Here is a 26,394-nt window from a genome sequence, read left to right on the forward strand (position 1 = left end):
CTAATTAGGTTCCCTGCTGCCTCTTAATAAGCCCTGCAACATCATGAAAGTATCTCCTGAAGTAAGCTTTTACATCCTCGAGAATTAGATAATTGATTGGCACGATAAATAGCGTGATTAAGGTCGCAAACAAAATGCCGAAACCTAAACTTATCGCCATTGGAATCAAAAATTGTGCTTGGGTTGATTTTTCGAACAAAAGCGGCAGTAATCCACAAAAGGTTGTTAACGAAGTAAGCAGAACGGGCCGAAATCTACGACCACCAGCTTCAAAAACAGCCGTTTTAATACGCACACCTTCTTTTCTTTTTTGATTAATGTAATCAACAAGCACAAGAGAATCATTCACTACGACACCAGATAGAGCGAGCATTCCCATGAAACTCAAAATGGTTAGATCCATTCCCATTATCCAATGCCCAATAACCGCGCCAACTAGTCCAAATGGAATGACAGACATAACAATTAACGGCTGGGAATAAGATTTAAATGGAATTGCTAGCAGAACGTAAATAAGAATGGCTAAACCAATAGCTCCCCAAATCAAGTTTTGCGTCGACTCCCTTTGATCGCGTGCTTCTCCCGCTAATTCAAATGTAGTCCCAGGATAAGATGCGACTGTATCGGATAAGAACTCGTTGAGTTCTCGTTGAACCGCAGAAAGGTCGCCATTTTCTTTATCAAAGTCAGCGCCAACCGTTAATGTTCTCTGCCGATCGATTCTTAATATGCTATTCGGGCTTAAACCTGGCTCAACATCTGCCACTTGCCAAAGAGGAACCTCTTTATTAGCCCCAACCCTTATCATCATTTGCTCAAGCGTCTCGATAGATTGACGAGCTTCTAACGGATACCGAACCATGACTCGCACTTCTTCACGTCCCCGTTGAACCCGCTGTACTTCAAAACCAAATACTGCTTGTCGCACTTGTCGGGCAACCGTATTTAAATCCAGTCCTAAAAGCCGAGCTTCAGGTTTCAGTTCCAGTTGGAGTTCTTCTTTTCCATCAGACATTGAATCTTCTATATCGGAAACCGCCGAGTATTGCGCAAGTTTGGATTTTAATGCCTCACCTAACTTCTCTAGCGACTCCGTATCACGCCCTTTTAACTCAATATTAATTGGAGGACCACCCCAGCCACCAATTTCGGCTCGATAATTTAATTGCTCAGCGCCAGCAATTTGGCCCACACCTTTCCGCCACTCGTTAACGATTTCACGAGTTGTTACTTCCAACGTCCTTTTTTCTGGCGGTACCGTATCAATTCGAACTCGACCCGTCGTTGAGTTTCTTCCACCGCTGATAGAATAAATATTACGAATAACCGATTCTCCAGTATTTGGATCAGTATATTTTTTTCGTAATTTTTTTGCTTCGTCCGTCATAAAGGCAATAATTCGATCGGTACTTTCAAAAGCAGTTCCTGCTGGCATAACTAAAGTCGCAGTTGCTACTTCACTTTGAACTCTTGGAAAGGGTACAAACTTTGTATGGCCACCACCGATCGTTCCGACAATTATGAGGAGACTTGCAAACATCAACATCCAGGTTGCATAGCGCCACCTCATAGCAAGTGCCAATATCGGTTGATAAACTCGTTCAATAAAAACTTCTAGGGAATTCGCTATTTTCTGCTGAATTAAAGTTAGCTTGGAACGATCGCCTATTCGTCTTTTTACATGCTTCAGGTGAGCAGGCAATATAAACTTGGACTCGATAAGAGAAAATAACAAAACAGGAACAACGACAAAAGGTATTGCCGTAAACCAACTTCCTCGACCGGTTTGAAAAGCTAATGGAAGAAAAGCTGCCACTGTAGTGAGTATGCCAAAAGTAACCGGAACCGCGACTTCTCTCGTACCATTAATCGCAGCGTCCAAAGGATCATCTCCTCGTTGCAGATGCGCATATACGTTCTCCCCCGTTACAATTGCATCATCAACAACAATACCAAGAACCAAAATAAACGCGAATAAACTCATCAGGTTCAAAGTAACATCGAAGACCGGCATTAAAAGAAACGCGCCCATAAAACTCATTGGTATGCCCAAGCAAACCCAAAAAGCAACTGCTGGCCGTAAGAATAAAGCTAAAAGAGTAATTACCAGGAGTGCACCTTGCCAAGCACTCGTTGTAAGAGTTTTTAATCGGGCTTTGATAGGTTCACTTCGGTCTCGCCAGTAATCAAGTTTCATGCCTTGCGGAATTTGCGATTGCTTTTTGATAATGTAGTCTTTAACGGCTTGCGTTACCTCTATGATACTTTCTTTACCCGTTCGAAACACTTCAACTTCGACAGCAGGAACGCCATTAAACCGAGTTTTCAGAGGCGTCTCTTCAAAATCATCTCGAATAGTCGCAATATCACCCAACTTAATCATGGTTCCATCTTGAGTCGTGATAATCGGAATCCGACTAAACTCTGCCGCTCGATAGGCTTGGCCGCGGCTTCGGATAAAAATTTCACCGCCTTCGGTCTTCAAATTTCCCGCCGAAACATCACGCGAGTTTTGACGCAAAACAGTCGCTATTTGTTCTAACGTAAGATCATATTTACGAAGGGCCCATTCAGGTATTTCAATTGAAATTTCAAAGCGTAAAGTATTATCAACTTCCGCTTGCGATACTTCCTTCATGTTCGCAATTTCATCACGAATATCTTCACCCATTCGGCGCAAAGTTAATGCATCATAATCTCCATACAAGACGACTCCGATAGCATCTCTTCGCCACTGAGGAACTTGCACTAATAAGTTTTCAGCTTCGATCGGAAAATTATTGATAGCATCGACTTTTATTTTTACTTCATCCAACATCTCTCGAACATCGTAGCCCTCTTCCACTTCGATAGTTACCGAAGATGCACCTTCGCTACTACGTGAAGTTAACTGTCGAATACCTTCAATGTCTTGAATCGCTTCTTCGACTTTAATCGTTATTCCCTCTTCAACCTCTTGCGGTGAAGCTCCAGGTAATGACATAGAAACTTGAACACGACGCTGCTCGAACTCAGGAAATAAATCGATAGGAATTTGCGTAAATAAAACGAAAAGCCCTGAAGCCATAACGATAAACAATAAAATATTGGCAGCGACATCATTTTTGGTAAACCAGGCAATCATATAGTCTCTCCCAGTCTAATTATTCGCGCTAGCATTAGCTGTTGGGCTACCGTCACTCTGCTTTGAGTTGCCATCTTTACTTTTTGCTAATTTACTTGCGTCAGTTTCTTCCGATTGTTTATCAATAGATTTGACGCGAGTTCCATCCGGTAGGTTGGCGGTTGGAGTCAAAACCAATACATCAGAAGCTTGTATTGTCGATTGTTCAATATTCGAAATGAGCGGATCTCGTCTCGAATTAGAATCTAAATAGGCAGCAGCAGGAACAACAACAGAAGTCGCGTCTGTCCACAAAGGAAACACCTTTCGTTTTTTTAACACACCTTCTTGAGCAATACTCACAAAATAATCTTGCGATACCGCTCTTCGAGGAATAACAAAAACATTCGATAAATTACGGCCTTCTATGCTTGCTCTCAAAAATTGACCAATTCTCACCGCGGGTCGTTTTTGAGTGTCTTGAAATGGCTCATCGATACGAGCAACGACATACAACATACGAGTTGCTGAATCAAAAGCGCCCTCACTTCGAACCACCTCACCTTCCCACTGATAGGTTCTAGAGCCCAATTCACCCTCAAAAATTACTCGAGGACCGTCCGACATTTCTTCCCCAGCATCAGGAACAACCAAGTGATCCAAGTCAGCAATTTTAACTGGCAGTCTTACTTCTATAGCGTCTGTTGAATAAATTTCAGCAATTGACTGTGATGGCGAGATAACTTGGCCAATATCCACTGATTGACGAAGAACTTTTCCGTCGAATGGAGCACGAACTTTAGTGCGCTCCAAATTGAGACTTGCTTTTGCTAATCTGGCCTTCGCCGCATCCAATGCTGCCTTAGCCGCTGCCACCTGAGGTTCACGCAGAGCCAAAGACTTGGCGGCCTTCCCTTGAGGTCTAATATTCCATTCTTTTTCAGCTAATTCTGCTTGCGCAAGCTCTTGCAAGTACTTGACCTCGGCATCAGCGACGGATGATGCAGCAATGTCGACTTCGATACGAAAATCGCGGTCATCTATTTCGACCAACACATCACCTTCCTTAAACGAAGAACCCGCCCGTATTTTTGGTGATACGTTAATAACTCGCCCACTGACATCTGCAACCAACTGAGTTCGAGTCAAGGACTCAGCGGTTCCATACGAATCTATCCAAACTTGATAATCTTGCGGTGCTAAAGCCCGAGTTTCAACGGCAACACTAGGAGCCGGCCGATCACCCCTTTTTCTGCCCTCAGGTTTACTCGAAACCATGTTAAAAAATATAACAATGGCAACCAGTAAAATTAGACAGGTAACAATAAAGTGAACTCCCCATGGCGCACGCTTTTGATACTCTGGTTGGTTTTCTGACTCTAGCATACTACGGTCTCTAGGCATTAAAAGGCTAAGAATAATAGAAAGTTGCGATTGATTGCAGTCCGTTTTACATTTCATTACAAACTTGACATTAAAACCAAAAACAAGATTGAATCGGCCTGCAATATGCCGTAAACTTCGGCCTCGCTTAATTTGGGTTGTACGGTTAAGTCGTCCTTTCAGAGCTTAATGGTTCAAATACCCAACTTTAAAAGCGACATAGAGTAAAAATGGGCCCTTAGCTCAGCTGGTTAGAGCACCCGACTCATAATCGGTAGGTCCACAGTTCAAGTCTGTGAGGGCCCACCATTTTTACACTCTCGAACATAAAGAACAAAGCACCCGACTCGCTCTCTACAACCCGTGCTGCCAATCCACAGCTTCAGTCTTTATAGACTCCAGTTTTAGCCTGCATCGCTAAAATAAATCACGCTCGACTTAAAATTGAACACACATTTCTAGTATCAGGTAACAAAAGTCGGATAGCCGCAGCCAATTTCGCAAGATCCACTATACAAAGCTTAGACGAATCAGAGTTATCATTTTAGATATAACCCGCCTTTTATTTGTTCTCATGCCTTATTGAACCTACAATTAACTAGCTGGCAAAAAACAAGTTATGACAACTAAATGCGGATTTTATTGTTTAAAATCATAAAGATAGCCTTAATTGCTTTAATATCTACTCAGACCATCGCTCTCGATCCGAACAAAGATTTCGATCAGTATGTTCTTGATGCCTGGTCAATAGAGAAGGGCCTGCCTCAAATTACCGTCCATGCCATTACGCAAGACGAAAGTAATTATCTCTGGGTGGGTACTCAAGCGGGTCTTGCGCGATTCGACGGAGTCCGATTTAGAACTTTTAGTGCCGACAATACACCTGAAATACATGGCAATTTCATTCAGTCCTTATTTACCGACTCCAAAGGGCGCGTTTGGATAGGGAGCTACAAAGGTCTCACCATGTATTACCGCGGCGAGTTTACAAAAATTATCGCCGCAGAAAACGCTGGAGTTCAATTAAATATAAACGACGTGTCGGAAGATCCTGTCGGCAATATTTGGATTACTTCCAAAGAAGGAACCTATCAACTCGTTGACGGCAAATTACACCGCTACGAAATGATTCCAGAATCGTCTTATTCGGTTACCAGTACTCGCTCAGCACTCTACATCGGCACCGTAGGAAAAGTGTGGAAAATAAAAAATAATAAAACTCAATCGCTGCTTTTACCTCAAGGCTACCAAGACTCAATTATCAATCATGCTATCGTCTTCGATAAAAATGTTTGGTTGGGTACCAATAAAGGATTGCTCGTTTTAGAGACAGACTCTAACGTCATAACAGAATTTAAAACATCATCGCCTCTGTACCAATACCCGATAGATTCCCTGGGTATGGACTCTGACAATAACTTGTGGATTGGAACAATAATAGGGCTCTTTCGAATTCGAGACGGTGCAGTAGTGGAACATTCGCCAAATGATAATCCTCATAACTTTCAACAAATTTTAGCCTTCCATGAAGATCACGAGAAAAACCTATGGTTCGGCAGTCACAGAGACGGTCTCGCTAGGGTTTGGAATGGACGAACATTACGTTACAGCGTTGAGGATGGTCTTGGAGAGCCATTGGTCTGGAGTATTATTCCGAGTGAACAGCGTGATGCCGTTTGGACTGGAACAAATCGAGGCTTATTCATATTAGAAAATGGTAAGTTTAAACAAGTCCTTACTTCTGACCAGTTATCTCATCCAACCGCCTATACCATGTTAGAGGAGGAGGAGCAGTTATGGGTAGGTACTCGAAAAGGATTAAATCGTATCGCCAACGGTAAAGTTTTGAATGTTCCGCACAGCGATAAACTTTCCTCAATGCAGATCAACAGTATTATCAGAGATCGCAATCAGCAACTTTGGCTTGGTACTTCCGATGGCTTATTCAAATACTCAAAAGAAGAACTCAAACCAATCAAAACGGATGACAATAAATCGGTATTTATCCGTCCCATTCTAGAATTGAATGACGGACGAATTTGGGCGGGAACTCAAAAAGGATTGTATGAAATCACCAATGACTCTTTATCACCCGTTGGTTTGGAGCAAGGTCTTAATCAAGATATTGATGTATCTGGAATTTACCAATTTGATGACAACAGTGTGGTTATTTCAACGATAAGTAAAGGGCTGTTTTTTTTATACAACCAACAGTGGCATCACTTTACCGAAGACGAAGGCTTGCCCGTTAACGAAAGTTTTACTGTATTGGCTGACGACAGAGATCACTTGTGGGTTAGCGGATTTAAGGGCTTGTATCAAGTACCAGTAACCCACTTAATTGACTATATGAATGGTAAGCGTGACTCCATTTTTGCATATATGCTATTGAGCGAGAGTGGCGGAATTATTGGCAGTCAAAAAGCCTATTGCTGCAATGGTGCAGGCAACTCGAAGGGATTTTTTAGAGATGATAAACTTTGGTATCCAACGCGGGACGGTGTAGTGATGCTCGATACAAGAGACATTCAACTTAACCGCTCTTTACCGCAAGTAATCATTGAGCGATTTTTCTATGGTGATGAATGGCAATCTGTTCATTCAAAAAGTCGCTTTATCCTGACGCAAGATGAGAGAGATGTTGCTTTTGATTTTACCGCATTGAGTTTTCGTGACCCGAAAAGTGTCCAGTTCAGGTATCGGTTAGTAGGTTATCAAGACGAATGGCGAGATCTCGACAGTCACTCTCAACGACGAGTGAACTATACAAACCTTCCACCGGGTAATTATTCATTTCATGTAAAAGCTTCGAATAATGCTGGCCTTTGGAATCCAAAAGCGGCTGAGATCAATTTTACCATTAAGCCATTCTTTTATGAGTCAACCTGGTTCTATATTATTTGCTTGATTGCTTCTGCGGCTCTGGTTACGGCATGGCATAAACTACGACTTCGTTCGTTAGAGTTAAAGAAAAAAGAACTTGAAGGAAAAATTCGAGAACACACTCAGCAGTTGGAAATTTCAAATAGAAAGTTACATGATGCTGTGCAGGCGCTTCAAGAAACCAGCCAAACCGATCAGCTCTCGGGATTAAAAAATAGAAGATACTTGAGCAATCAATTGCCTGCAGATTTGGCCAACTTTGAACGCGAAATTGACTCACATCACAATGGGCACTCAATGATCTTTGCCTTGGCGGATATCGATCACTTTAAACAAATTAATGATCAACATGGCCATAAAGCAGGTGACACAATAATCAAAAGATTTTCACAAATTATTCGCGATCACATTAGAGAAGGTGATTATGCGGTACGTTGGGGCGGCGAAGAATTTATAATTGTATTTCGTCCCATGCCACCGAATGTCGTTCCTATAATAATTGATCGACTAAGAAAAACGATTGAAGAAGCCGAATTCTATATTGCACGAGACAAGAGTCTTAAAATCACTTGCTCAATTGGCTATGCAGAGTACCCATTTTTTAAAAGCGATATCCATCGCCTTAGCTGGGAACACACTGTCGAAATTGCAGATCATGCACTCTATTCAGTAAAAGAAAATGGAAGAAATGGTTGGGCCTGTATAAAGCCCACAGAAAACACGCCGGTTAGTAAAGATATTTTATTCACTATTAAAAACAAATTAACGGAAGAAGTTGACTCTGGACGACTAAAAATAGAAGCCAGTTACCTTTCTAAAAATAGCGAGTGATTTTTTAGACATTTTAATTTATCAATGAATGTTTTTAAATTTACTGTCCTTCTCTTCGAGCTCTATAATATCGACAACTGGCTCTTTTAGAGCTTCCTCGTCTGCAGCATATTCACCTGGCTCATAAAATTCAGGCTCGCTTTCTTCGAGCTCCCAATCATAAACTTTACGCAGTGGTTTTGGATCAATGTTTCGGAATAGAAACGCCGAGATAACACCACCGATCCCACCAAACAAATGGCTCTCAAAGGAAATTGAAGGATCCCACGGCAACACGCCAAGCATCATGCTTCCATGCATAAAAACGGCAATAAACATTAAAGCGATCGAGCGTTTGTCTCGCCGGAATACGGCCGCAAAAAATAAGAAATAAAATACGCCATGGGTCAATCCACTTGCTCCGATGTGATAACTTTCTCGACCAAATATCCAAACTCCAACACCAGAAACAATCCAGATAATAACTAAAGTTAAATACCGACTTTTTGGATAACCGTAATTTAACGCAGCACCTAATACTAAAACAGATGCAGAGTTCACAGCTAAGTGTTCCCAAGAACTGTGAATCAGAGGACTAAAAATAACACCTATCAGGCCAGAAAGCTCTCCAGGATTGACTCCCAGAGGACTTAAAGAGAGATTAAAAATATGCTTCGCTGACTCGATTACCCAAAGCAAGGAGAGGAAAGTTATTATCAATCCCAAATTTAAATTGGTTTGGTTTGTATTTTTCATGATAGATATGATGGGGGCAGAGTTTTACTTTTAAAGTCCTGGCGAATAATAAACGAGAGCCGGCTAATGAATATGCCTTGCTATTCACCACAAAACGTTCTGTATGAAGGAGATTTGTGACTAGAAAGAGATACCATCTGGCAACCTATCAGTAAAAAACAAAAAAGCCCGGACTTGAGCCGGGCTTCGCACATGCAGAGCTTCTAACAAAGATTAGTTTCGAACTTCTCCGTGGCCAGTAACCACAAACTTTTCAGTCGTTAACGACTCCAGTCCCATTGGACCATAAGCATGAAGCTTGGTAGTCGCGATTCCAATTTCTGCCCCAAGTCCTAGCTGACCACCGTCAGAAAAGCGAGATGACGCATTTGCCATTACGACCGAAGCATCAACACTACGCTGGAACAGATCGGCTTTTTCTTGATTCTTCGTACAAATCACTTCAGTATGCTTACTACCAAACTGATCAATATGAGCAATAGCATGATCAAAGTCGTCGACAACTCTAACCGCAATTTCGAGACTTAAATACTCTTCGCCGAACTCATCATCTTTAAGCTCTGTTGCATTATCAAAATATTTAATCGAATTTTTGCAAGCATTAATCTTAACGCCTTTATCAGCTGCCATTTGTGCAACTTTCGGTAAAAATTCATCGGCAACTTCAGAGTGAACCAACAAACACTCAAGTGCATTACAAACGCCTGTTCGCTGTGTTTTCCCATTTTCTAAAAGATTATAAGCCATACCTAAATCGGCTTCATTATCCACGTAAAGATGGCATACGCCTTTGAAATGTTGGATAACCGGAATCTTACTATTTTCGGTTACAAAATGGATTAAACCTTCTCCACCTCGTGGAATAACCAAGTCAATCAGTTGATCTTGTTGAATCAAGTCCATCATCAGTCCTCGGTCGGGATCGGGAATAACCGTCACGGCGGCTTTCGGTAATCCTTCGGACTCGAGAGCATTTTGCAGTACATTGGCTATGGCTAAACTAGTATCTAAAGCTTCTTTTCCGCCACGCAAGATAACAGCATTGCCGGACTTAAAGCATAGTGCAGAAGCGTCAGCAGTCACATTAGGACGTGCTTCATAAATCATACAAATAACGCCTAAAGGAACACGTACTTTTTTAACATCAATACCACTGGGAGGCGTACCAAGACTTCGACTCATCCCGACAGGATCTTCGAGTTCTATAATCTCACGAATGCCATTCACCATATCCATGACACGGGATTCGTCTAAGGTCAGTCTATCAACCATTGCAGAATCCAAACCATTGTCGCTCGCACGAGCCACTTCTTCAGCATTAACTTTTAAAATTTCTGCACGGTGCTCTGATAATGCATCGGCCATTTTTGCTAATGCCTTGTTCTTCTGGTCTGTGCTCAAAAGTGAAATTTTCTTCGCCGCATCTGCGGCTTGCTTTGCTAACAAGCTAATGTCTGTCATTTGTTCTCCAAGATTGCTAATGATTTTTCAGAAATAATCGGGTTGTCGTCTTCAGAGTCAATCACTGATTGGTCGATCTCTTCACTGGCCATAAGATTCAACATACAGCTACTGTGCTGACTGGTTGCTTTGGCCAGTTTTTTACCCTTTTCCGTTCTTACTAAAATAGTATCGCCAATTGAAAACTCACCCACCACGTTAACAATGTCTTTATGATCGAAACTCAATGAATCACCATCGACAATTTCGCCTATTTCATTATTAACGATAACTTCGCCTTTTGCTTTAGAAGTATGTGTAATCCAGTGAATGTGGTCTTCTAATGGCTTATCAAATGGTAAAAACTTGGTTCCAGGATTTTTACCATCGAATAAATAATTAAAACTTTCGGTTTTTAGTCCGTTTACAATAAACGTCAAAATACCATTTGAAGTTGCTTTTTCAGCTGCTTCCAATTTTGTTTTCATTCCGCCGGTACCAACACTACTATCCGGACCGCTGGCCATGGCAAAAATACTCTCGTCAATTTTGTGGACTTCTTTCAGCAACTCAGCGTCTTTATTAACATTCGGATTATCTGTGTAAAGACCATTTACATCCGAGCAAATGATCAAGCAGTCTGCATCAACGGCAGCGGCAATCATCGCCGATAAATTGTCATTATCACCGACTTTCAAGTCGTCGCTGGTTACAGCATCATTCTCATTAACTATCGGCAAAATATCATTATTCAATAATTCAAACGCCGTCTCTCGAATACTCGTGTAACGATCATGAATTTGTAAATCGCCTTGAGTTAATAATAACTGAGCGGTCGGGAAGTCAAATAGACGGTCCCAAGAAGCCATCATATCCATTTGACCTTTTGCTGCCATTGCCTTTTTCACCGCAATGGAGCGTTCTTTTTCTGTATTAAAAGCTTGTGAACCTGCAGCGACCGAACCGGAAGAAACAAGAACGACTTGCGTCCCGTGCATCCGACATTTGATGATAAACTCGGCAATTCCGAGTAAATATCGTGAGCTGCAACCATTTTTGTCTGGAGCAATTAAAGCGCTTCCAACTTTTAGAACGATACGTCGCCAAGGTAGATGGCTTTGAATACTACTGCTTTCCATGGTTTTCCCACTTTTCTCTGAGTTACTTTTTAAATTAAACTTAAATTTCATACTTTCTAACGAAGATAGTCCGCCCAATTTGCAACCACCCTCTTCGTAAACCTTTGATATTTCACGACCGCCGAATATTTAGCAATCGCCTTTATTTGAAAAAATTTCTACATTTCTTTATTGATAAGTCATTGCTTTAAAAATTTAAAACCTTTTAAAAAATAAACAATTACGTGTTCTGTCGCCCCTTAGAAGAGGATTGCCCGGTGAGTTTGAGCTTTAACCAAGGAAATATATAAAGCGATAAGATAAACAACAGACATGCCCAACCAACCAGATTGCTGAGACCTTTCACTGATTTTCGAAACCACCTCTCCAATCGACAACGCATGCGACTCGAGCTCATTCGGACAACCTTAAATCTGTTAAGAGTTTTGATGACAGGACTAATAGTTTGAACTGGAATGTTTAGTATTCTAATTAAAATAATGAGATTTATCAAATCAAATGCTCAAAAATGATAAAAATACCCCTTATAAATCAGAGTTTTGAGCAAATGAGATATATGAAAACCATGAGTAAATATTCGTACTCTAACTACTTAGGGGCAATAAGTGCTTATTTTGACGTGATTTTATTGAATTAAAATGCGTTAAACACGGCAAAAAGATGTATCTCCTCATCAATTTTGATAGAGTTCTAAGTTTTTCGAAAGATCGTTATAAGACATGAAGAAATACGAAGAGCTTCTGGTTTCGCTAAGGCGCGTGATCCGGGCAATAGATTTGCACTCCAAGCGATTAAATAAAGAGACAGGGCTAACAGGGCCTCAGCTCATGGTGATGCAAGAAATTGTTTTATGCGACAACATAATGGTTAAGGAGATTGCCCAAAACATAAATCTCAGCTCGGCCACAGTAACCAGCATACTCGACCGGCTTGAAAAGCGGGGGCTTGTGCGAAGAATTCGCTCAACCACTGACAAACGAAAAGTCGGGTTACATGCAACTGAAGATGGGCTCGAAACGCTCCAAAGTGCGCCAAAACCACTGCAGCAACATTTTATCGCACGGTTTGAAGCCCTAGAGGAGTGGGAGCAAACTCAAATGCTCGCAACCATGCAACGAATCGCCAAAATGATGGATGCCGACGCCATCGACGCATCCCCTCTACTCGAGGTTGGGCTTATTCAAAAAGCAGACGAGTCTTAGAATTACCAATTCCCTTTACAATTTTCCGGTTTAAAAGAGAGTAATATATTAATGATAAAACTCATCAGGCTCGCTCTGGGCGGGCTAATTGTGTCAGCCGATAGACTGACCAGAGGCCCTAAACTGAAACGCCCAGAAGAGCAGCAGCGTGAAGTTGAGCGGCAAGTAAAGTCCTTAGCTCTTTATCAGTTTTCTTTGTGCCCTTTCTGCGTAAAAGTCCGACGAAAAATGCATAAACTGAATTTGCCGATAGAAATCAGAGACGCCAAATCTCAGGGTACCTTTCGCGATGAACTCCTCAACGGCGGCGGCAAAATAAAAGTCCCTTGCTTACGGATAGAAACACAACAAGGGGCTCGCTGGATGTACGAGTCTTCAGATATCAATCGATATTTGGAGCGCGAGTTTGGCTAATAGAATATCAATAGAATTTTAAGTAAAGCATTGATTCGAAATAATTAATGGCTTAATAAAAAAATCCCCGCAAATGCGGGGATTTCTATGTGTGTAAGTAGTAATTATCGTCTACGGCGACGCAGACCAACCGTTAATAACAGCAGTGAAACAATAAATAAGACACCGCCACCTGAATTACCACCGTTGTTATTGTCGGGCTCTTCTGGTTCCGGTGAATCTTTATCAATAATCGAAACAGCCACTTCTGCCACATCACCTATCACGGCATTTCCACCAACATTTCGTAAATCAATGGTAAAGGTTTTATCGCTGTTAACTGCAAAAGTAGTCACTTCAATCGTTTTATCGGCTTGATCACCAGCTTCCCATCGAAGTGATCCAGACACTGCTTGATAATCCGTTCCAGCAATCGCAGTACCATTAACCGCCTGATAACTCACTCTTGCTTCTTGATCAAAATCGCCCAAACGCTTAATTACAATTGTTCGTGATGAAGATTCATCCAGCGTAAGTTCTGAGACTTCAAACTCAACAGTACTGACAGACTCATTAATCATCCTAACGGCTAACGTCGACTTTTCCCCCAACTCACCGTTACCGCCGACTTCATATAATTCGATTGTAAATTCTTTATCCTCATTTAAATTGAGCGATGAAATTCGAATATTACGGACCGTCGAATCGTTTGCAGGCCACTGAAGAATACCAGAAGCAGACTCATAGTCTTCTCCTCCAACAGCAGTCCCGTCAACAGTGCGATAATTCACTTGCGCTGACTCGTCCAACATACCACTACGAGTGACCAAAACAGAAATTGATTGCCCTTCGTTAATAGACTGCGAAGCTTCAGAAAACTCAATGGTACTTCGAGACTGATAATCGAATGCGCCTTCTGTACCTTTTGCAAGCTCTGAGACATAAGCAATAGACAAGCGAAGGAAATTAACAGAATGATTCGGCTCGAAATGGTTATCTACGGTACTGTGAATGTCTCGATTATAGTCATCAAATTCAGACTCAAAAGGGAAAGAGGCTGGAATACCACGATTGTGCCACGACGCATGATCGGAACAACCATATCCACACACACTGTCGCCGTATTCTAGCTCCGGAAAATAGTGATCCATCAAATCTTTCATAAATTGATTTTGCGCAGCGTTTGTAAAGTCAGTGATAAATACAATATCTTTATCGGCAGTACCTTTGTAACCCGACATATCAAATTGTGCGACACCAACAACATCAACACCATTAGAGAGGTAATCACTGGCAATATCACCCGATCCTCTTAAACCAACTTCCTCAGCAGCATACCCCATTAGCTTCACCGTTCTTTGCGGCTGGTAACCACTTTGAACAATAGCTCTCAGTGTTTCAGTAACAACAGCTATACCTGACGCATTATCGTCATAACCCGGTGCGCGCCCAGTAGATGGATTACTCTGGTTGATCGAATCTAAGTGTCCTCCAACAACAACCACTTCGTCCGCTAAGTCGGTACCAGGAATCGTGACAATGACCGACGGTTGGATCCAATTAGAATGTTGGTAAAGCTCGACACTAATATCTTCACGACCGTCAGCTATAGATTCCCAATGCGACTTAAGCCATTCAGACGCTTGAACGCCAGAATCTTGGGTGTAATAACGATTGTTATAAGCCCCCATGTTCTGCACAGTTTCTGTAAGATTCGATGCGACGACTTTATTGAGTAAAACCTCAGTGGTCTCTTCATTATCGATCGTGTACTCAACTAATGCTTTTGGCTGTAGTGCTTTAAGATTTTTGGTGTATTTGAGAGCAGCTTCTTCAGATTCATGCCAGATGAATCCACCACAACGATGATGTGTTTTATGCACATAAGCGCTTAATGCTTCGATCTGATTTGAAGGAAGTTTGATAATTCTTACATCGTTCGTATTGTCTTTTGTCGCAGCATCAAGAGAAACCACAGATAAACTCTTTTTCTTAGCGACAGACATCTCTTTCATAACATCAGCACCGATAGAAACAACAACCATGTTGTCAGCTTTAGCTTGCGGCTGAACGGAAGAGAGCTTATTAGAGGCAATACTCAAAGACGTCATTGTGCTTAGCACAATGGATAAGGCAATTGATTTGGCAGTCATATTTGGTCCGTATTTATATAATTTGTCTCGAGTGTAGAGAGGGTAAAAATGCACAACAAGTGACAAATTCACACTCTTTTAAGAAAAAATGTAACGACTTATATGAATATATTTCACACAAATCATTTACACCGATCATATCGAGATATACACCAACCTGTTTGAGAACTTCTGCTCAACTTGTTGAAAAGTATAAAATATTGACTGATTTAAAAAAATTAACCGACGATAAATACTCTTCCGGCTCTGCGTGCATTAATCAGAAATAACGACTTTCCCGTTTACTTTTCAACCAGGAAAAGCATCGAAACTCAACGTGGAGTTACATCAAAACACTAGAATTGACTTGATGGTTCAACGAAGATGGCAATATCAGCTTGCGACTGAAATAGTATTAATAAGCCAAGTAAATTAAAAAGGTCAGACTAGGTACAAGATATGAAAATAATAATTTATTTAATAATGTTCTCTTGCACATGCATTTTCGCGAAAGACAATCTACCTCCTTTCGAGTGGCAAAAAATTAATGATAATGTCTACGTTGCACTCAAGCCTCAGCCACATCGATTTATCGATTCAAATGTAGTAATCATCGACACAAAACAAGGATTAACACTCGTAGATGCTTACGACAATTTTGAGAATGCCCAAATCCTTGCCAATGAAATTAAGACTCGTTTTAATAAGCCAGTTATAAGAGTCATAAACACCCATTGGCACTCCGATCACACTTTATCGAATGATATTTATAAACAAAATTTCTCAAACCTGAATACTTTTGTCGGTCATGAAAGCTTACCAAATTTAATAGATACAAAAACTAAGGAACAACTCAATGAGAAAATAAGTAGCTGGGAGACAGCCATAAGCAAGGCAAACAAGAAGTTAGAACAGTCACCCGATAATATAGAATTGGAAAAGAAGATTAATAAAACTAAACAGCGCTTAGAAAAATTAAAAAATATAAGTTTAATAAAACCCAATGTTGTATTTAAAGATAAGTTAATTCTCAATGAGGGGACAGAGTATGAAATACACTTACTTAATTTTGGCCGAGCACATACTCAGGGAGATACGACTATTTATTTACCACACGAGAAAATAATCATCAGTGGCGACTTATTTGATCAAATTCCTTTTGCGGGACACGGATTTCCAAAAGAATGGCTTTACACCTTACAACAAATCAACCAGCTCGACTTTAAATTGGTCATACCAGGTCATGGCGAAATTCAGCAAGGAAAGACTCAGTTAGAAAAAGTCATCGCGTTACTTGAATATAGCATCACAAGTGCTCAGTCAGCTTTAAAAGACAATCTTAGTGAAGAAGAATTCCTAAAATCTGTGGATATCAATGAATTCCGAGAAGCTTTGACAACAGAAGAGTCCTTGTCTCAAAGAGTTTATGACCATTTTATTAAGGATTTTTTTCAAAGAGCTTACCAGCAAGAAAAAGAATCCATCAAATCCAAGTAAAAATTAAGTATACAATCTTTCGACGTTTACATACATGCTAACAGGGCAATAGATATTAGAAGTCAATACAAGCGCCAATATTGCCCTGCTCACTTTTTATTCCATTAGTATTTCTAATTCCAAAGCCTAAATAATTTCATTTGCCTAAACAACTCAGTTCCGAATAATGGCAGCAGTTTTTACCGGTGATCGATTAAGCATAATTATTTATTGACCCTGATCAAGTCAAACAGTCACATAAAAACTTTATCATCCCGGTCAAATAATCAACATGCAATTCAGTCATTTTTGACGAGGATAAAAAATAATGAAGATAACTCAATTCTTCCTATTACTAGTGAGTATAGCTTTCAGCTGTAATTTATTAGCTAGTAAGACAAATGCAATAAAAACAACCACAATAGATGGTAGAAAGTTTTCCGAGGTTGGCGACATGCTAATTCTCGAAGAGGACAAACTTAGCAAATTCGATGTTAACAAAGATAAATGGACCGATGGTAAAGTGTTTTACGAGTTTGCTTCTGATGTTACTCAAGACAATCGCGATCGTTTTGTTGATGCTTATCAAGAATGGGAAAGCGTCGCAGACCTAGAGTTTATCGAGCGTACCAATCAAAGTAATTATATCTACGTTCAAAATGACAACCGTAACTACGCTATCGTTGGCATGATTGGCGGACGCCAAATACTATCAATGAACAATTGGTATTCAAAATATGTCATCGTTCATGAAATAGGTCATAGCTTGGGAATGTGGCATGAGCACATGCGCTCTGATCGTGATAATTATGTAACTATTGCAGAGGATAATATAAAAGATACCGAACGGTATAACTTTCGGTTAAAGTCGACCACTGATTATGGAAGTTACGACTTTTTATCCATAATGCATTACCACTTAACAGCTTATACAGTCAACGGTGAACAAACCATAGTACCAAAGCCAGGTTACGAAGTATTTTCGGAAATTGCCGGCCAGCGTAAGTTTATTAGCGGCGGCGATCAGTTAGCAGCTGCAACACATTACGGTCCAGTAATTATTGATATTGAAGACCAGCACTTCAAAAGCTATTTGTTAAATAACTTTGACTCCAATGCTGATGGCGAAATTGATACCTTAGAAGCCGTCAATGTCACAGAAATAAACACACCTGGAAACGGAAACATTACATCACTCGGTGGTATTGAATACTTTAGATATTTAACCAGTCTAAATGCATCAAATGAAAATTTATCCAGTTTGCCAGCAATTCCTTCTCGAATACAGCATTTGGACTTACGCAATAACAATTTTGAAACCGTTGATTTTCTCTGGTCGGAACCTCCTTTTATTGAGTCAATATCTATATCAGGCAATCCACTCGACGCATACGCTTGCAATGAGTTAATTGTACTTACGAGCGCATTAAATGGCGGGACATTAAACTACAACCCTCTCGCGAATGGTTCTAATTTAGTGTGTGATGAAAACTCTCGCTTTGTACTGGTTAATGGAAAACCCAGAGAAGATTTACGCAGTAAACAGCCACAAACCTACTTTATCGATGTTCCAGCGGGACAAGCAGAACTAACTATCAATACCACTAGATTTGAAAATCTAGACGGTGGACTGATGGACATGTATGTTGCTTTTGATCGTGAGCCAACAAGAGAAGATTTTGATTACAGCTCAACAAACTCAGATAACACTGAGTCGGTAACAATCAATAATCCGACGCAAGGCACTTGGTATATTTCACTCATTCCAAATGAACGGTCATTTGAAAATGTAACTCTAATAGCCAGTTATTCTGACGAGCAAGTAGACGACTCAAAACTTGAAAATGGGATTGCTAAAACCGGACTTTCCGCGGATCAAGGTGACACTCTATCCTTCTATTTTGATGTCCCAGAAAACAGCACTAATCTTCAATTCCAATTAAGTGGCGGTAGCGGCGATGCAGACTTATACGTTAGATTCGCTCAAGCTCCAACATTATCAGTCTACGATTGTCGGCCTTACCTCAATGGTAATGACGAAGCTTGTTTAATAGAAAATATTCAGCCTGGTCGTTACTATGTAAACATAAGAGCGTATAACGCTTTTTCTGATCTTTCTTTAGTTGCAAGTTACGAAGAAATGCCAGAGCCTGTTGGTGGAGTCTTGGTTGAAGATAATTTATCGGGTTATGCGGGTTCATGGAAATATTTTACGATTGAGATTCCTGCGAACACATCTTTACTGAACATAAGCATCAGTGGCAATTCAGGTGATGCCGATCTTTATGTGAAAAAAGATTTGAAACCAACAACCAGTTCATACGAATGCAGACCTTATCGAAATGGCAGCATTGAGTCTTGTCGCTATGAATCGCCAACTAGCGGTACCTATTATATTGGACTCAGAGGTTATAGCGATTATTCAGATGTAACTCTTGAAGCAATTTGGGAATAAGTTAATCAAAACGATCTTCTGGAACAAAAATTTCAGAAGATCGTCATCTCAAAAAGTTAAGCCAAACAGTTAAAAATCAATTTTTCTTTTTAATCATCTCCAATTATCAGGCGGAAAAATAGAAATAAATAAAATGAGCAATTATCTTAATTAATTCATCAAAAATAGGAATAAATCTCGGTTAATAAATACACAGAAAACTTGTCTGTTTTTTTTAATCGATTACTAATCACTCATTCCTTACTGCACCACACAAAAGCATATCCTCGCACTACTTTGTTGCGTTGCGTAAAAGTCGCACAGCTTGTCGAAAAATTTCAAGCCACTGTTTTGTTTGAATTCTCTTTTAGAGATAGATATTTAACACACTGTAATTATTAAACTTTTATGACCACTTTAGTTGCACTTTTGAAACAGGTGTTTGTTTGAAATCAATTTTTCGGTATTTTTTCACAATTTTAATGCAACATCTTCTTGTGCTATTCCATTGGTGCAACGACAACGAACTCTATGCGAATGGGTTTTCATCCTCAGAACAGATCGTCTTGAACAAATTGAAATCGAAGTCGACTAAATTGTGTTCATGGTTCTTATTTTTTGAGAACAACATCGCGCGAGTCACCCAATGAAAATACAGGGGGATTTATGCGTAATTTATATCTCACAGCATTCCTTTTTGCGATGGCACTGTTCAATACTGCTTTTGCGAATACAGGTATCGCTTTAGTTCACGGGACAGGAAACCCAAGTGATGCATACAACAGCTATTGGAAATCAGAATTTGTTGAATCAGTAAGACAAGGTTTAGATAATTCTTCCAACCTGATTGTTGTTAATTGTAACTTCGATAAATACATGTGGGATGCTGCTGCATCAGGATGCTTAGCAACACAACTACACGACTTCATTACGAGCAAAAATATAGACGACCTAATCGTTGTTACTCACTCTAACGGCGGCAACGTGATGCGTTGGATCATGTCGAACCCGACTTGGGACAGCCGATATCCCAGAATTATCGATAGCCTTCGATGGGTAAATGCAATCGCACCTTCCAGTGGAGGAACACCTCTTGCCGATGCAGTGATGCAAGGAAACATGTTTGAAAAAGTTTTGGGCTGGATATTAGGTTTTAAAACGGATGCTGTCAGACAACAGCAAGAAGCCTGGATGGCCTACTACAATGCAAACTGGTTATTAGGCACTGGTGGCAGACCCTCATTACCGAAAGGTTTTTGGACCATTGTGGGCAGCGATGTCGAATCTGCAATGTGGGATCGAGACAGTTACTGCGGTGGATATGCAGAAACCGTTGGGTTAGAAGTGACCCAGAATTGGTTAGATGGATGCTCCGACGGTTTCTTAAACTGCAGCTCACAAAATGCTGCAGGATCTGTTTGGTTTTACGATAAAGACCGGCTAAGAGGCGGTGAGCCGCTCAATCATAATCAATCTCGTCGCAAATGTTTTAATCTCGACGTTTTCATTCGAAACGATATTTAAGGAGCGCATCATGAACAAATTAAAAGCCGTTACTTTTGCCAGTCTTGCTGCTCTTTCACTTGCGACAGTTGCTAAAAAAGCGCCATCAGACTCAAAAGAAATTAACGATTATTTACTACCTCTCGACAAAAAAGCCGTGACTTTTAGTCAAAAGTTAATGCCCGACGAAAATATTACTTTGGGTAAAACATCGCTTTCTGTGTCGAGCAAAAGCTACTATCAAACTATCAACGGCGCAGCTCTTAAATCAGGTGTTTGGCTTTACACCACTGCTGAAAAAGCCGTCGTGAGAATCACACCAGCCAAGTCTCTGGTCAATGGAAAAACAGCGTTATCAAAAACTTTAGAACCGACTGACCTTGTCTTATCAGGAAACAACGGGGAATTTAACGTTAGTAAATCAGGTATGTCTATTCAGGCAAGCAGTCAGCAACTCAATAGTGCACACCCATCTATCTTCAAAAACAGTTCAGCTTTTGTGATTGATAAATCTATGGGTAAAGGCGACTTTTTGCTAAAAACCAACAAGTCGATAGATGATAATAGTAAATACCTAATACACGTTTTCGATAAAAACAGTAACGTGTCTCTCGATCTTAAAAGCTCTCAATCGAGCTTCTCGCAAGGTCAACTTTTAAGAGTGAAAGCGAAGTTTAGTGGCAATCAAAATATTGATTATGCAATGTCGAATGCAAAACTGATCTCTCCAACAGGAGAGCAATACGATATGTCACTCAACAAAGGAAAAACGGGTGTAAACGCGAATTTAAAAATCGATTTTGATACACAGCGTAAACCAGGAGAGCTCTGGAAAGTTGTATTCGACATGAACTCAGACTCGCAAGACAAGGTTAAAAGAACTGCGGAGCTTGCCATTGATATACATGAAAAAACAGCCCGAATCGCAAAAGTTAAATACGGTAATTCCGGAGCTGAAGTATCCGTGAATGTCGACAAGCCTGGCCGTTATGAAATTCGCAGCTGGATATTCACTGGCTCTGGCAAGCGTATGGAACCCGGCCGCATTGAATACTCAGCCAAATGGCTTGATGAAGGCAATCATACTTTCCTTGTACCCTTATCATCCAAGAAAGGATTACGCGAAGAAATAAAACAACTTCAATTAATGGACCAATCTCGTCTTGCCGTACTCGATATTTTAGAGCAATAACAAATTCTGATAGCTTGTACATCTTTAGGCGCCAATAGGCGCCTTTTTTTGTAAATAGGCCAGCAATCCCTCTCGAACAATCTCTAAGTTCTCGGACACGCATCTATGTTATTGAGAATCAAACTGCAAATGTTCAACAAATTATTAGTTTTCACCTATTCTTAATCTAAGCAGTCACTCTTGAGTAGTTAGCTTTGATAACCCGGCGTAGCTTCATTAAAAGCGTGAGTTTGTCACTCCCTTTTACTTTAAACAATAATGCTTTTAGTAAAAAGCAAACGTTATACAATAGAGGTATTGATATTGATCCTGCTGAAGAGCAGAGAAAACAAGCATCCGCAAAGTACCTATTTACCTTCTCGTCACCCTATAAGTCATCACAATACCTTGCGACACCTCATGTACATAAAGAGCTTAAACTAATTATCGAAGAACAAACTAATAATAAAGTTTATGTAAATATTGCAGATGGCGGGCAACATGGCGTTGGAAGCTCGTTAGCTAACCATGTTAAATTTAATCTTTCACAAGGTGCATTATTATCCATCGCAAACCTGGCTCCAATATGCCCTGCTATCGATTTAATTAATATTCCTTATTGGTGTAACTCCGATAATAAGTTTTTAGCACTATTCAAAAATCCGAGTTGGATAGATCATATTGATGCTCAACTTAGAAAACACAATCTCACTTTGCTTTTCCCTTATCTTACAGGAAGCAGAACGGCCTCTACACTCCGACACTACAATAAGCCATTATCCAATCCCAGCGATCTGCAAGGCATTAATATTCGAGTTTCCAATTCTCAGGCTTTAGCAAAGTTTTATGAAATAGCAGGTGCTAATGTGCAAAACATTATGTGGGGTTTGGCAGCAAAAACCGCCAGACGAAAAAGATACGAAGCACTAGATTCTGGAGTAATAGGATTGTTTTCCGGCCCTGATAATCTGAAACTAGAAATAGGAACGATTACTCGCATCGACTCTGTACAAGATGCCTGGGTGGCTATTGCCAACAACGAATTCTTAGCAAGCTTAGATAGTAAGACTCGAAGCCAATTTAATAATGCTATCGATAGCATTAGTGAAATACAAAGAACAGCTTACCTTAACTGTGATAAATACTGTTCAACAGAATTTCAAGCGCAAGGAACCAAGATTGTTGAATTAACTGACGAGCAAAAACTAGCCTTTATTAATCGCTTTGGGCCAGACAGAGCTGAATGGAAACCGTTTATTAAAGAGCACCTTGGAGGAGAAGGATTTACACTATTTAATCAATTAAGAGAATACCTATTAGCATTCTCTTAAATGATATACTCGGGATTACTTTTTACTTGCAAAATACAGACTAAGACACCATCCGTGGTTCGGAATTATTCACTAATTCATTCTGCTTATCTAATTGTCGTTGGTCCAAAGCCTTAACAAAAGAAATCGCAAAAACCGCTCCTATAATAAATAAGAAGTCAGCTATCATCGATATATTTAAAGCAGTCAAAAAAGAGTCGATATCCTCAGACCTTTCCATTAATTTATTGCTAACTCGACCAGTAATTGTCGAAAATAAAAAGAAAGCCCACCACCAAGAAACGATATTACTAACCTCAGTGAAGTTTTCACCCAACAACTTTATTTCCTTTTCCGGTGCACAACGTTGCCAAATTTCTTTAGCAACTTGATAAGGTCGGAATAAATTAACAATTGGAATGAACCAGTATCCAATCGACCAACCAGGGGAATAGCTCAACCTTTCAAGTCCAAATGCAATTAAATTTTTATAGGCTCTATGAAACCAAATGATGAAAACAATACTACACAAAATTACCATTATTGATTGAAATACAATGGCTAAGCTAAATAAATCCTCGATATTAGTATATTCACTATCAGAAACTGCTTTTCCGGCATTAGCATCAAATAGCAGTATCGAATACTTAAACCCGACAAATAATGAACTTATGTCACTTATGATTGCAAAAATAAAAATTAGTACAAGAGCCTGTGATAAGGCACCACCAATTTTAGGAGAGATAGCGGGAATTGGATTCGCATCGACCGCCTTAGGCGCTTGATAAATATTATTCATACTGATTTAAAACTCTTTAGTATTACAAAAAAAAGTACCTCAACGATTGCGACAACCAGAGGCACAAAGAAAGCATAGAGCGACGCCATCTTCCAAGGAAACTCCATCAAAAATCTGAAGTATAAAAAGGGTGCAAGAAAATAAATGCTGTAAGTAATAGCAATATTCAGCAACATAACATCGATAAGCACGATGCTGTTAACAACAAAAACAATAACTGCAGGAATCGCTACGGCTGCCGCCCCAACCCACACGTCGATCTCCGCAAGATCTTCCTTTTGGTTTTTTGCGTCGAATAATTTAAAGATACCAACGAGTAGAGCCGCTGAAATGATAATTTGAAGCATAAAATGCGCCTAGCTGGAAAATTGTGGACGAAATTTATACGAACCAACCAAATATTTCAATACGCAATATTGACGAATGCACCTTTTGAGCAACATTAAATTTTCAATTCATGGCTTGCCAAATACGATTACATATGTAATCCTCAACTAAGATTACACTTGTAATCATTTATAAACAGGAAAACTATGATCAGCGAATCTGAATTCAAAGTAATGCGAATCCTCTGGCAACAAGCGCCCTGTAGCGCGAAAACAGTCGTTTCAGAACTGGAAGACAGTTCCGACTGGAAAGAAAAAACCATCAAAACGCTACTCAATCGACTGCTTAATAAAGGCATCATTACCTACGAAAAGAATGGAAGAGAATATTTATATTCACCGCTAATCGAACAAGAGCAATACCAAAAAGAAGCATCAAAAAATTTTTTGAGTCAGGTATTCGACGGTAAGTTAAGCGCATTTGTTTCTCAGTTTGCCAAAAAGGAAACCTTATCCACCGATGAAATCAAGCAATTGAAAAAAGTCATCAAGGAGCTCGAGAATGATCAGTGAAATAATTGCCTGGTTATGGGATTCCACGCTTGAGTTAAGCCTTTTGCTTTTAGTTATTTTCGCCATTCAACCAATCGTCAAACACTATTTAAATTGCCTGGCAGCCTACGCACTCTGGCTCAGTGTTCCTTTGTATTTGATTGTTTCTGCATTACCAATAACCTCATCGCTTACCTTGGGTCAAACCTTGACGTTTTACCCCAAATTTGAAGCTGTAGCGCCCATGTCGCAAAGTTTATCTACCTGGTTGCCTACTGTATTGATTGCGATCTGGCTGGTTCCATTGGTAATTTTGAGCCTGCGTTATAGCAGTCAATATGCTCGTATAAACCGATTGGGACGTGAAGTTTCCTTACCAGCAGACAATGATAATTTCTCATTTGCACAGGTACGACAAGCGCCCATCGATTCACCAGCCGTGTTTGGGGTATTTAAACCCACGCTCTTATTGCCTGAGTCATGCAGCTACTCGAACGAACAACTTAAGTTAATACTTCAACACGAACATGCGCACTGGAAACATCGTGATGGCCTATGGAATATCATTGCGCTAATGATAGTTTCTGTTTTCTGGTTTAACCCATTAGTTTACTTGGCGTATCGACAATTTCGAATCAACCAAGAGCTCGCATGCGACTTATCAACTACCCAATCATTTTCACCACAACAAAAAGCCCGATACGGCGAGCTATTATTGTTTCAGTCGACATTGAACAGTTCAGCAATCGTATCTCAATGGTTCGGGATTTCTTCAACAAAGGAGAGAATAACCATGTTAAAACAACACAAAAAAAGTCCCATAAAAACAGCTGCAGGACTCGTCGTAGTAACAGCACTGTCGGTTGGATCCTGGGCTATGGCCAGCAACAGTGAACCGAAAGCCGAAGCGAAGCCTCTGACAATCATGCCACCAGCGTATCCCAGAGATGCCGCCCAAAATGGTGTAGAAGGTTTTGTACGATTACACTTCGACTTAGATCTCAATGGAAAGCCACAAAATATTACGGTGGCAGAATCGGAACCTGAAGGCACTTTTGATAAAAGCGCTATCGAATCAGTAACACAGTGGACATTTGTTGATAAAAATAAATCCGATGTTTACTACACGTTGCAGTTTAAATTAGGCGAGTAGTCCTTAAAAGACAGGGTTGTTAAACAGCAATCCTGTTTTCATTAAACAAATAATATAATTTCATACAACATTAGCAAAAGAAATTAAACCTCAACAAATCACCACGACTAAAAAACCAAAGTGACCAGCAAAGCAAAAACTTTCTCCTCAACAAAGTAGCAACTCGCACTCAAGTTAGCTCTGACAATTCTCTCGATCCACTTGGACTCAAAGCATTACAAGAATAAGGTAAGCTGAAACATGAAAATCCCGATTATTAATATAAAGAGCTGCTTAACTAGCAGATCAATCATTTTTACGAACTGGCTTTTTGTACAATATGTAGAATTAGTTTGAAACCGGACAAAAGCAGTTTAACGCTTCAATAACTCGTCCGACATCAGGAGGGGCCTACGCACCTTTTGCGTGTAGTTAATTTATTTGTTATTT

Annotated in this window: 18 protein-coding genes and 1 tRNA gene; 11 read left to right on the top strand and 8 right to left on the bottom strand. The window is 40.1% G+C overall.

Going from position 1 to position 26,394, the window contains the following annotated elements:
- Positions 1–4 precede the first annotated feature (4 nt).
- The gene (locus FAX86_RS04185) at positions 5–3,124 is read right to left on the bottom strand and encodes an efflux RND transporter permease subunit (protein ID WP_144392074.1); all 3,120 of its coding nucleotides are present in this window, start codon (positions 3,122–3,124) and stop codon (positions 5–7) included.
- 15 nt (positions 3,125–3,139) lie between these two features.
- Positions 3,140–4,489: an efflux RND transporter periplasmic adaptor subunit gene (locus tag FAX86_RS04190; RefSeq protein WP_144392075.1), complete on the bottom strand. Its 1,350-nt coding sequence runs from the start codon at positions 4,487–4,489 to the stop codon at positions 3,140–3,142.
- A gap of 229 nt (positions 4,490–4,718) precedes the next feature.
- Here FAX86_RS04190 and FAX86_RS04195 point away from each other — a divergent pair.
- Together FAX86_RS04195 and FAX86_RS04200 are read left to right on the top strand one after the other, a co-directional pair.
- Positions 4,719–4,795 (top strand) — tRNA-Ile (locus FAX86_RS04195).
- Positions 4,796–5,116: 321 nt separating this feature from the next.
- The gene (locus FAX86_RS04200; RefSeq protein ID WP_144392077.1) at positions 5,117–8,200 is read left to right on the top strand and encodes a ligand-binding sensor domain-containing protein; all 3,084 of its coding nucleotides are present in this window, start codon (positions 5,117–5,119) and stop codon (positions 8,198–8,200) included.
- Between the two features lie 21 nt (positions 8,201–8,221).
- Here the strand turns inward: FAX86_RS04200 and FAX86_RS04205 are convergent, their stop codons facing one another.
- The 3 genes from FAX86_RS04205 to proB all read right to left on the bottom strand — a co-directional run bounded on the left by FAX86_RS04205 (position 8,222) and on the right by proB (position 11,565).
- Positions 8,222–8,935, bottom strand: a complete 714-nt coding sequence (locus tag FAX86_RS04205; RefSeq protein ID WP_144392078.1) for a rhomboid family intramembrane serine protease — start codon at positions 8,933–8,935, stop codon at positions 8,222–8,224.
- 213 nt (positions 8,936–9,148) lie between these two features.
- Complete coding sequence (locus FAX86_RS04210; protein WP_144392080.1) at positions 9,149–10,396, bottom strand: glutamate-5-semialdehyde dehydrogenase; 1,248 nt, start codon at positions 10,394–10,396, stop codon at positions 9,149–9,151.
- Positions 10,393–11,565, bottom strand: a complete 1,173-nt coding sequence (gene proB, locus FAX86_RS04215) for a glutamate 5-kinase (RefSeq protein WP_205859100.1) — start codon at positions 11,563–11,565, stop codon at positions 10,393–10,395. Before proB ends, FAX86_RS04210 begins: the two co-directional genes overlap by 4 nt.
- A gap of 668 nt (positions 11,566–12,233) precedes the next feature.
- Here proB and FAX86_RS04220 point away from each other — a divergent pair.
- Both FAX86_RS04220 and FAX86_RS04225 read left to right on the top strand, forming a co-directional pair.
- Complete coding sequence (locus FAX86_RS04220) at positions 12,234–12,716, top strand: MarR family winged helix-turn-helix transcriptional regulator (RefSeq protein WP_144392081.1); 483 nt, start codon at positions 12,234–12,236, stop codon at positions 12,714–12,716.
- Positions 12,717–12,767: 51 nt separating this feature from the next.
- Positions 12,768–13,130 (top strand): glutathione S-transferase N-terminal domain-containing protein, encoded by a 363-nt coding sequence (locus FAX86_RS04225; protein WP_144392083.1) that lies wholly within the window; start codon positions 12,768–12,770, stop codon positions 13,128–13,130.
- Positions 13,131–13,234: 104 nt separating this feature from the next.
- Here FAX86_RS04225 and FAX86_RS04230 read toward each other — a convergent pair whose 3' ends face one another.
- Positions 13,235–15,262: a M20/M25/M40 family metallo-hydrolase gene (locus FAX86_RS04230; protein ID WP_144392084.1), complete on the bottom strand. Its 2,028-nt coding sequence runs from the start codon at positions 15,260–15,262 to the stop codon at positions 13,235–13,237.
- 438 nt (positions 15,263–15,700) lie between these two features.
- Here FAX86_RS04230 and FAX86_RS04235 point away from each other — a divergent pair, with 438 nt between their 5' ends.
- The 5 genes from FAX86_RS04235 (at position 15,701) to FAX86_RS04255 (ending at position 23,156) form a co-directional block, all read left to right on the top strand.
- Entirely contained in the window at positions 15,701–16,738 is a 1,038-nt protein-coding gene (locus FAX86_RS04235) for an MBL fold metallo-hydrolase (protein ID WP_144392085.1), read from the top strand.
- Between the two features lie 307 nt (positions 16,739–17,045).
- Positions 17,046–19,172 (top strand): pre-peptidase C-terminal domain-containing protein, encoded by a 2,127-nt coding sequence (locus FAX86_RS04240; protein ID WP_144392087.1) that lies wholly within the window; start codon positions 17,046–17,048, stop codon positions 19,170–19,172.
- A 645-nt stretch (positions 19,173–19,817) separates the two neighbouring features.
- Positions 19,818–20,675 (top strand): hypothetical protein, encoded by an 858-nt coding sequence (locus FAX86_RS04245; protein WP_144392089.1) that lies wholly within the window; start codon positions 19,818–19,820, stop codon positions 20,673–20,675.
- 10 nt (positions 20,676–20,685) lie between these two features.
- Positions 20,686–21,846: a DUF4785 domain-containing protein gene (locus FAX86_RS04250; protein ID WP_144392090.1), complete on the top strand. Its 1,161-nt coding sequence runs from the start codon at positions 20,686–20,688 to the stop codon at positions 21,844–21,846.
- Positions 21,847–22,076: 230 nt separating this feature from the next.
- The gene (locus FAX86_RS04255; protein ID WP_164503452.1) at positions 22,077–23,156 is read left to right on the top strand and encodes a TRAP transporter substrate-binding protein; all 1,080 of its coding nucleotides are present in this window, start codon (positions 22,077–22,079) and stop codon (positions 23,154–23,156) included.
- Positions 23,157–23,196: 40 nt separating this feature from the next.
- Here the strand turns inward: FAX86_RS04255 and FAX86_RS04260 are convergent, their stop codons facing one another.
- A complete protein-coding gene (locus FAX86_RS04260; RefSeq protein WP_144392093.1) occupies positions 23,197–23,934 on the bottom strand; it encodes a DUF4328 domain-containing protein in 738 nt (245 codons plus the stop codon).
- Positions 23,931–24,281: a hypothetical protein gene (locus tag FAX86_RS04265; RefSeq protein ID WP_144392095.1), complete on the bottom strand. Its 351-nt coding sequence runs from the start codon at positions 24,279–24,281 to the stop codon at positions 23,931–23,933. Before FAX86_RS04265 ends, FAX86_RS04260 begins: the two co-directional genes overlap by 4 nt.
- A gap of 186 nt (positions 24,282–24,467) precedes the next feature.
- On the opposite strand from FAX86_RS04265, the gene FAX86_RS04270 reads away from it, so the two are divergent.
- Both FAX86_RS04270 and FAX86_RS04275 read left to right on the top strand, forming a co-directional pair.
- The gene (locus FAX86_RS04270) at positions 24,468–24,833 is read left to right on the top strand and encodes a BlaI/MecI/CopY family transcriptional regulator (RefSeq protein ID WP_144392097.1); all 366 of its coding nucleotides are present in this window, start codon (positions 24,468–24,470) and stop codon (positions 24,831–24,833) included.
- On the top strand, positions 24,823–25,965 hold the full coding sequence (locus FAX86_RS04275; RefSeq protein ID WP_144392098.1) for a M56 family metallopeptidase: 1,143 nt from the start codon (positions 24,823–24,825) through the stop codon (positions 25,963–25,965). Before FAX86_RS04270 ends, FAX86_RS04275 begins: the two co-directional genes overlap by 11 nt.
- Positions 25,966–26,394: the final 429 nt, after the last annotated feature.

The sequence above is a fragment of the Pleionea sediminis genome (assembly GCF_007570825.1).
GTDB lineage: Bacteria > Pseudomonadota > Gammaproteobacteria > Enterobacterales > Kangiellaceae > Pleionea > Pleionea sediminis.

Coding starts and splice junctions, on each gene's coding strand:
- FAX86_RS04185 (WP_144392074.1), bottom strand. CDS start 3,124: ATGATTGCCTGGTTTACCAAAAATGATGTCGCTGCCAATATTTTATTG.
- FAX86_RS04190 (WP_144392075.1), bottom strand. CDS start 4,489: ATGCTAGAGTCAGAAAACCAACCAGAGTATCAAAAGCGTGCGCCATGG.
- FAX86_RS04200 (WP_144392077.1), top strand. CDS start 5,117: ATGCGGATTTTATTGTTTAAAATCATAAAGATAGCCTTAATTGCTTTA.
- FAX86_RS04205 (WP_144392078.1), bottom strand. CDS start 8,935: ATGAAAAATACAAACCAAACCAATTTAAATTTGGGATTGATAATAACT.
- FAX86_RS04210 (WP_144392080.1), bottom strand. CDS start 10,396: ATGACAGACATTAGCTTGTTAGCAAAGCAAGCCGCAGATGCGGCGAAG.
- proB (WP_205859100.1), bottom strand. CDS start 11,565: ATGAAATTTAAGTTTAATTTAAAAAGTAACTCAGAGAAAAGTGGGAAA.
- FAX86_RS04220 (WP_144392081.1), top strand. CDS start 12,234: ATGAAGAAATACGAAGAGCTTCTGGTTTCGCTAAGGCGCGTGATCCGG.
- FAX86_RS04225 (WP_144392083.1), top strand. CDS start 12,768: ATGATAAAACTCATCAGGCTCGCTCTGGGCGGGCTAATTGTGTCAGCC.
- FAX86_RS04230 (WP_144392084.1), bottom strand. CDS start 15,262: ATGACTGCCAAATCAATTGCCTTATCCATTGTGCTAAGCACAATGACG.
- FAX86_RS04235 (WP_144392085.1), top strand. CDS start 15,701: ATGAAAATAATAATTTATTTAATAATGTTCTCTTGCACATGCATTTTC.
- FAX86_RS04240 (WP_144392087.1), top strand. CDS start 17,046: ATGAAGATAACTCAATTCTTCCTATTACTAGTGAGTATAGCTTTCAGC.
- FAX86_RS04245 (WP_144392089.1), top strand. CDS start 19,818: ATGCGTAATTTATATCTCACAGCATTCCTTTTTGCGATGGCACTGTTC.
- FAX86_RS04250 (WP_144392090.1), top strand. CDS start 20,686: ATGAACAAATTAAAAGCCGTTACTTTTGCCAGTCTTGCTGCTCTTTCA.
- FAX86_RS04260 (WP_144392093.1), bottom strand. CDS start 23,934: ATGAATAATATTTATCAAGCGCCTAAGGCGGTCGATGCGAATCCAATT.
- FAX86_RS04265 (WP_144392095.1), bottom strand. CDS start 24,281: ATGCTTCAAATTATCATTTCAGCGGCTCTACTCGTTGGTATCTTTAAA.
- FAX86_RS04270 (WP_144392097.1), top strand. CDS start 24,468: ATGATCAGCGAATCTGAATTCAAAGTAATGCGAATCCTCTGGCAACAA.
- FAX86_RS04275 (WP_144392098.1), top strand. CDS start 24,823: ATGATCAGTGAAATAATTGCCTGGTTATGGGATTCCACGCTTGAGTTA.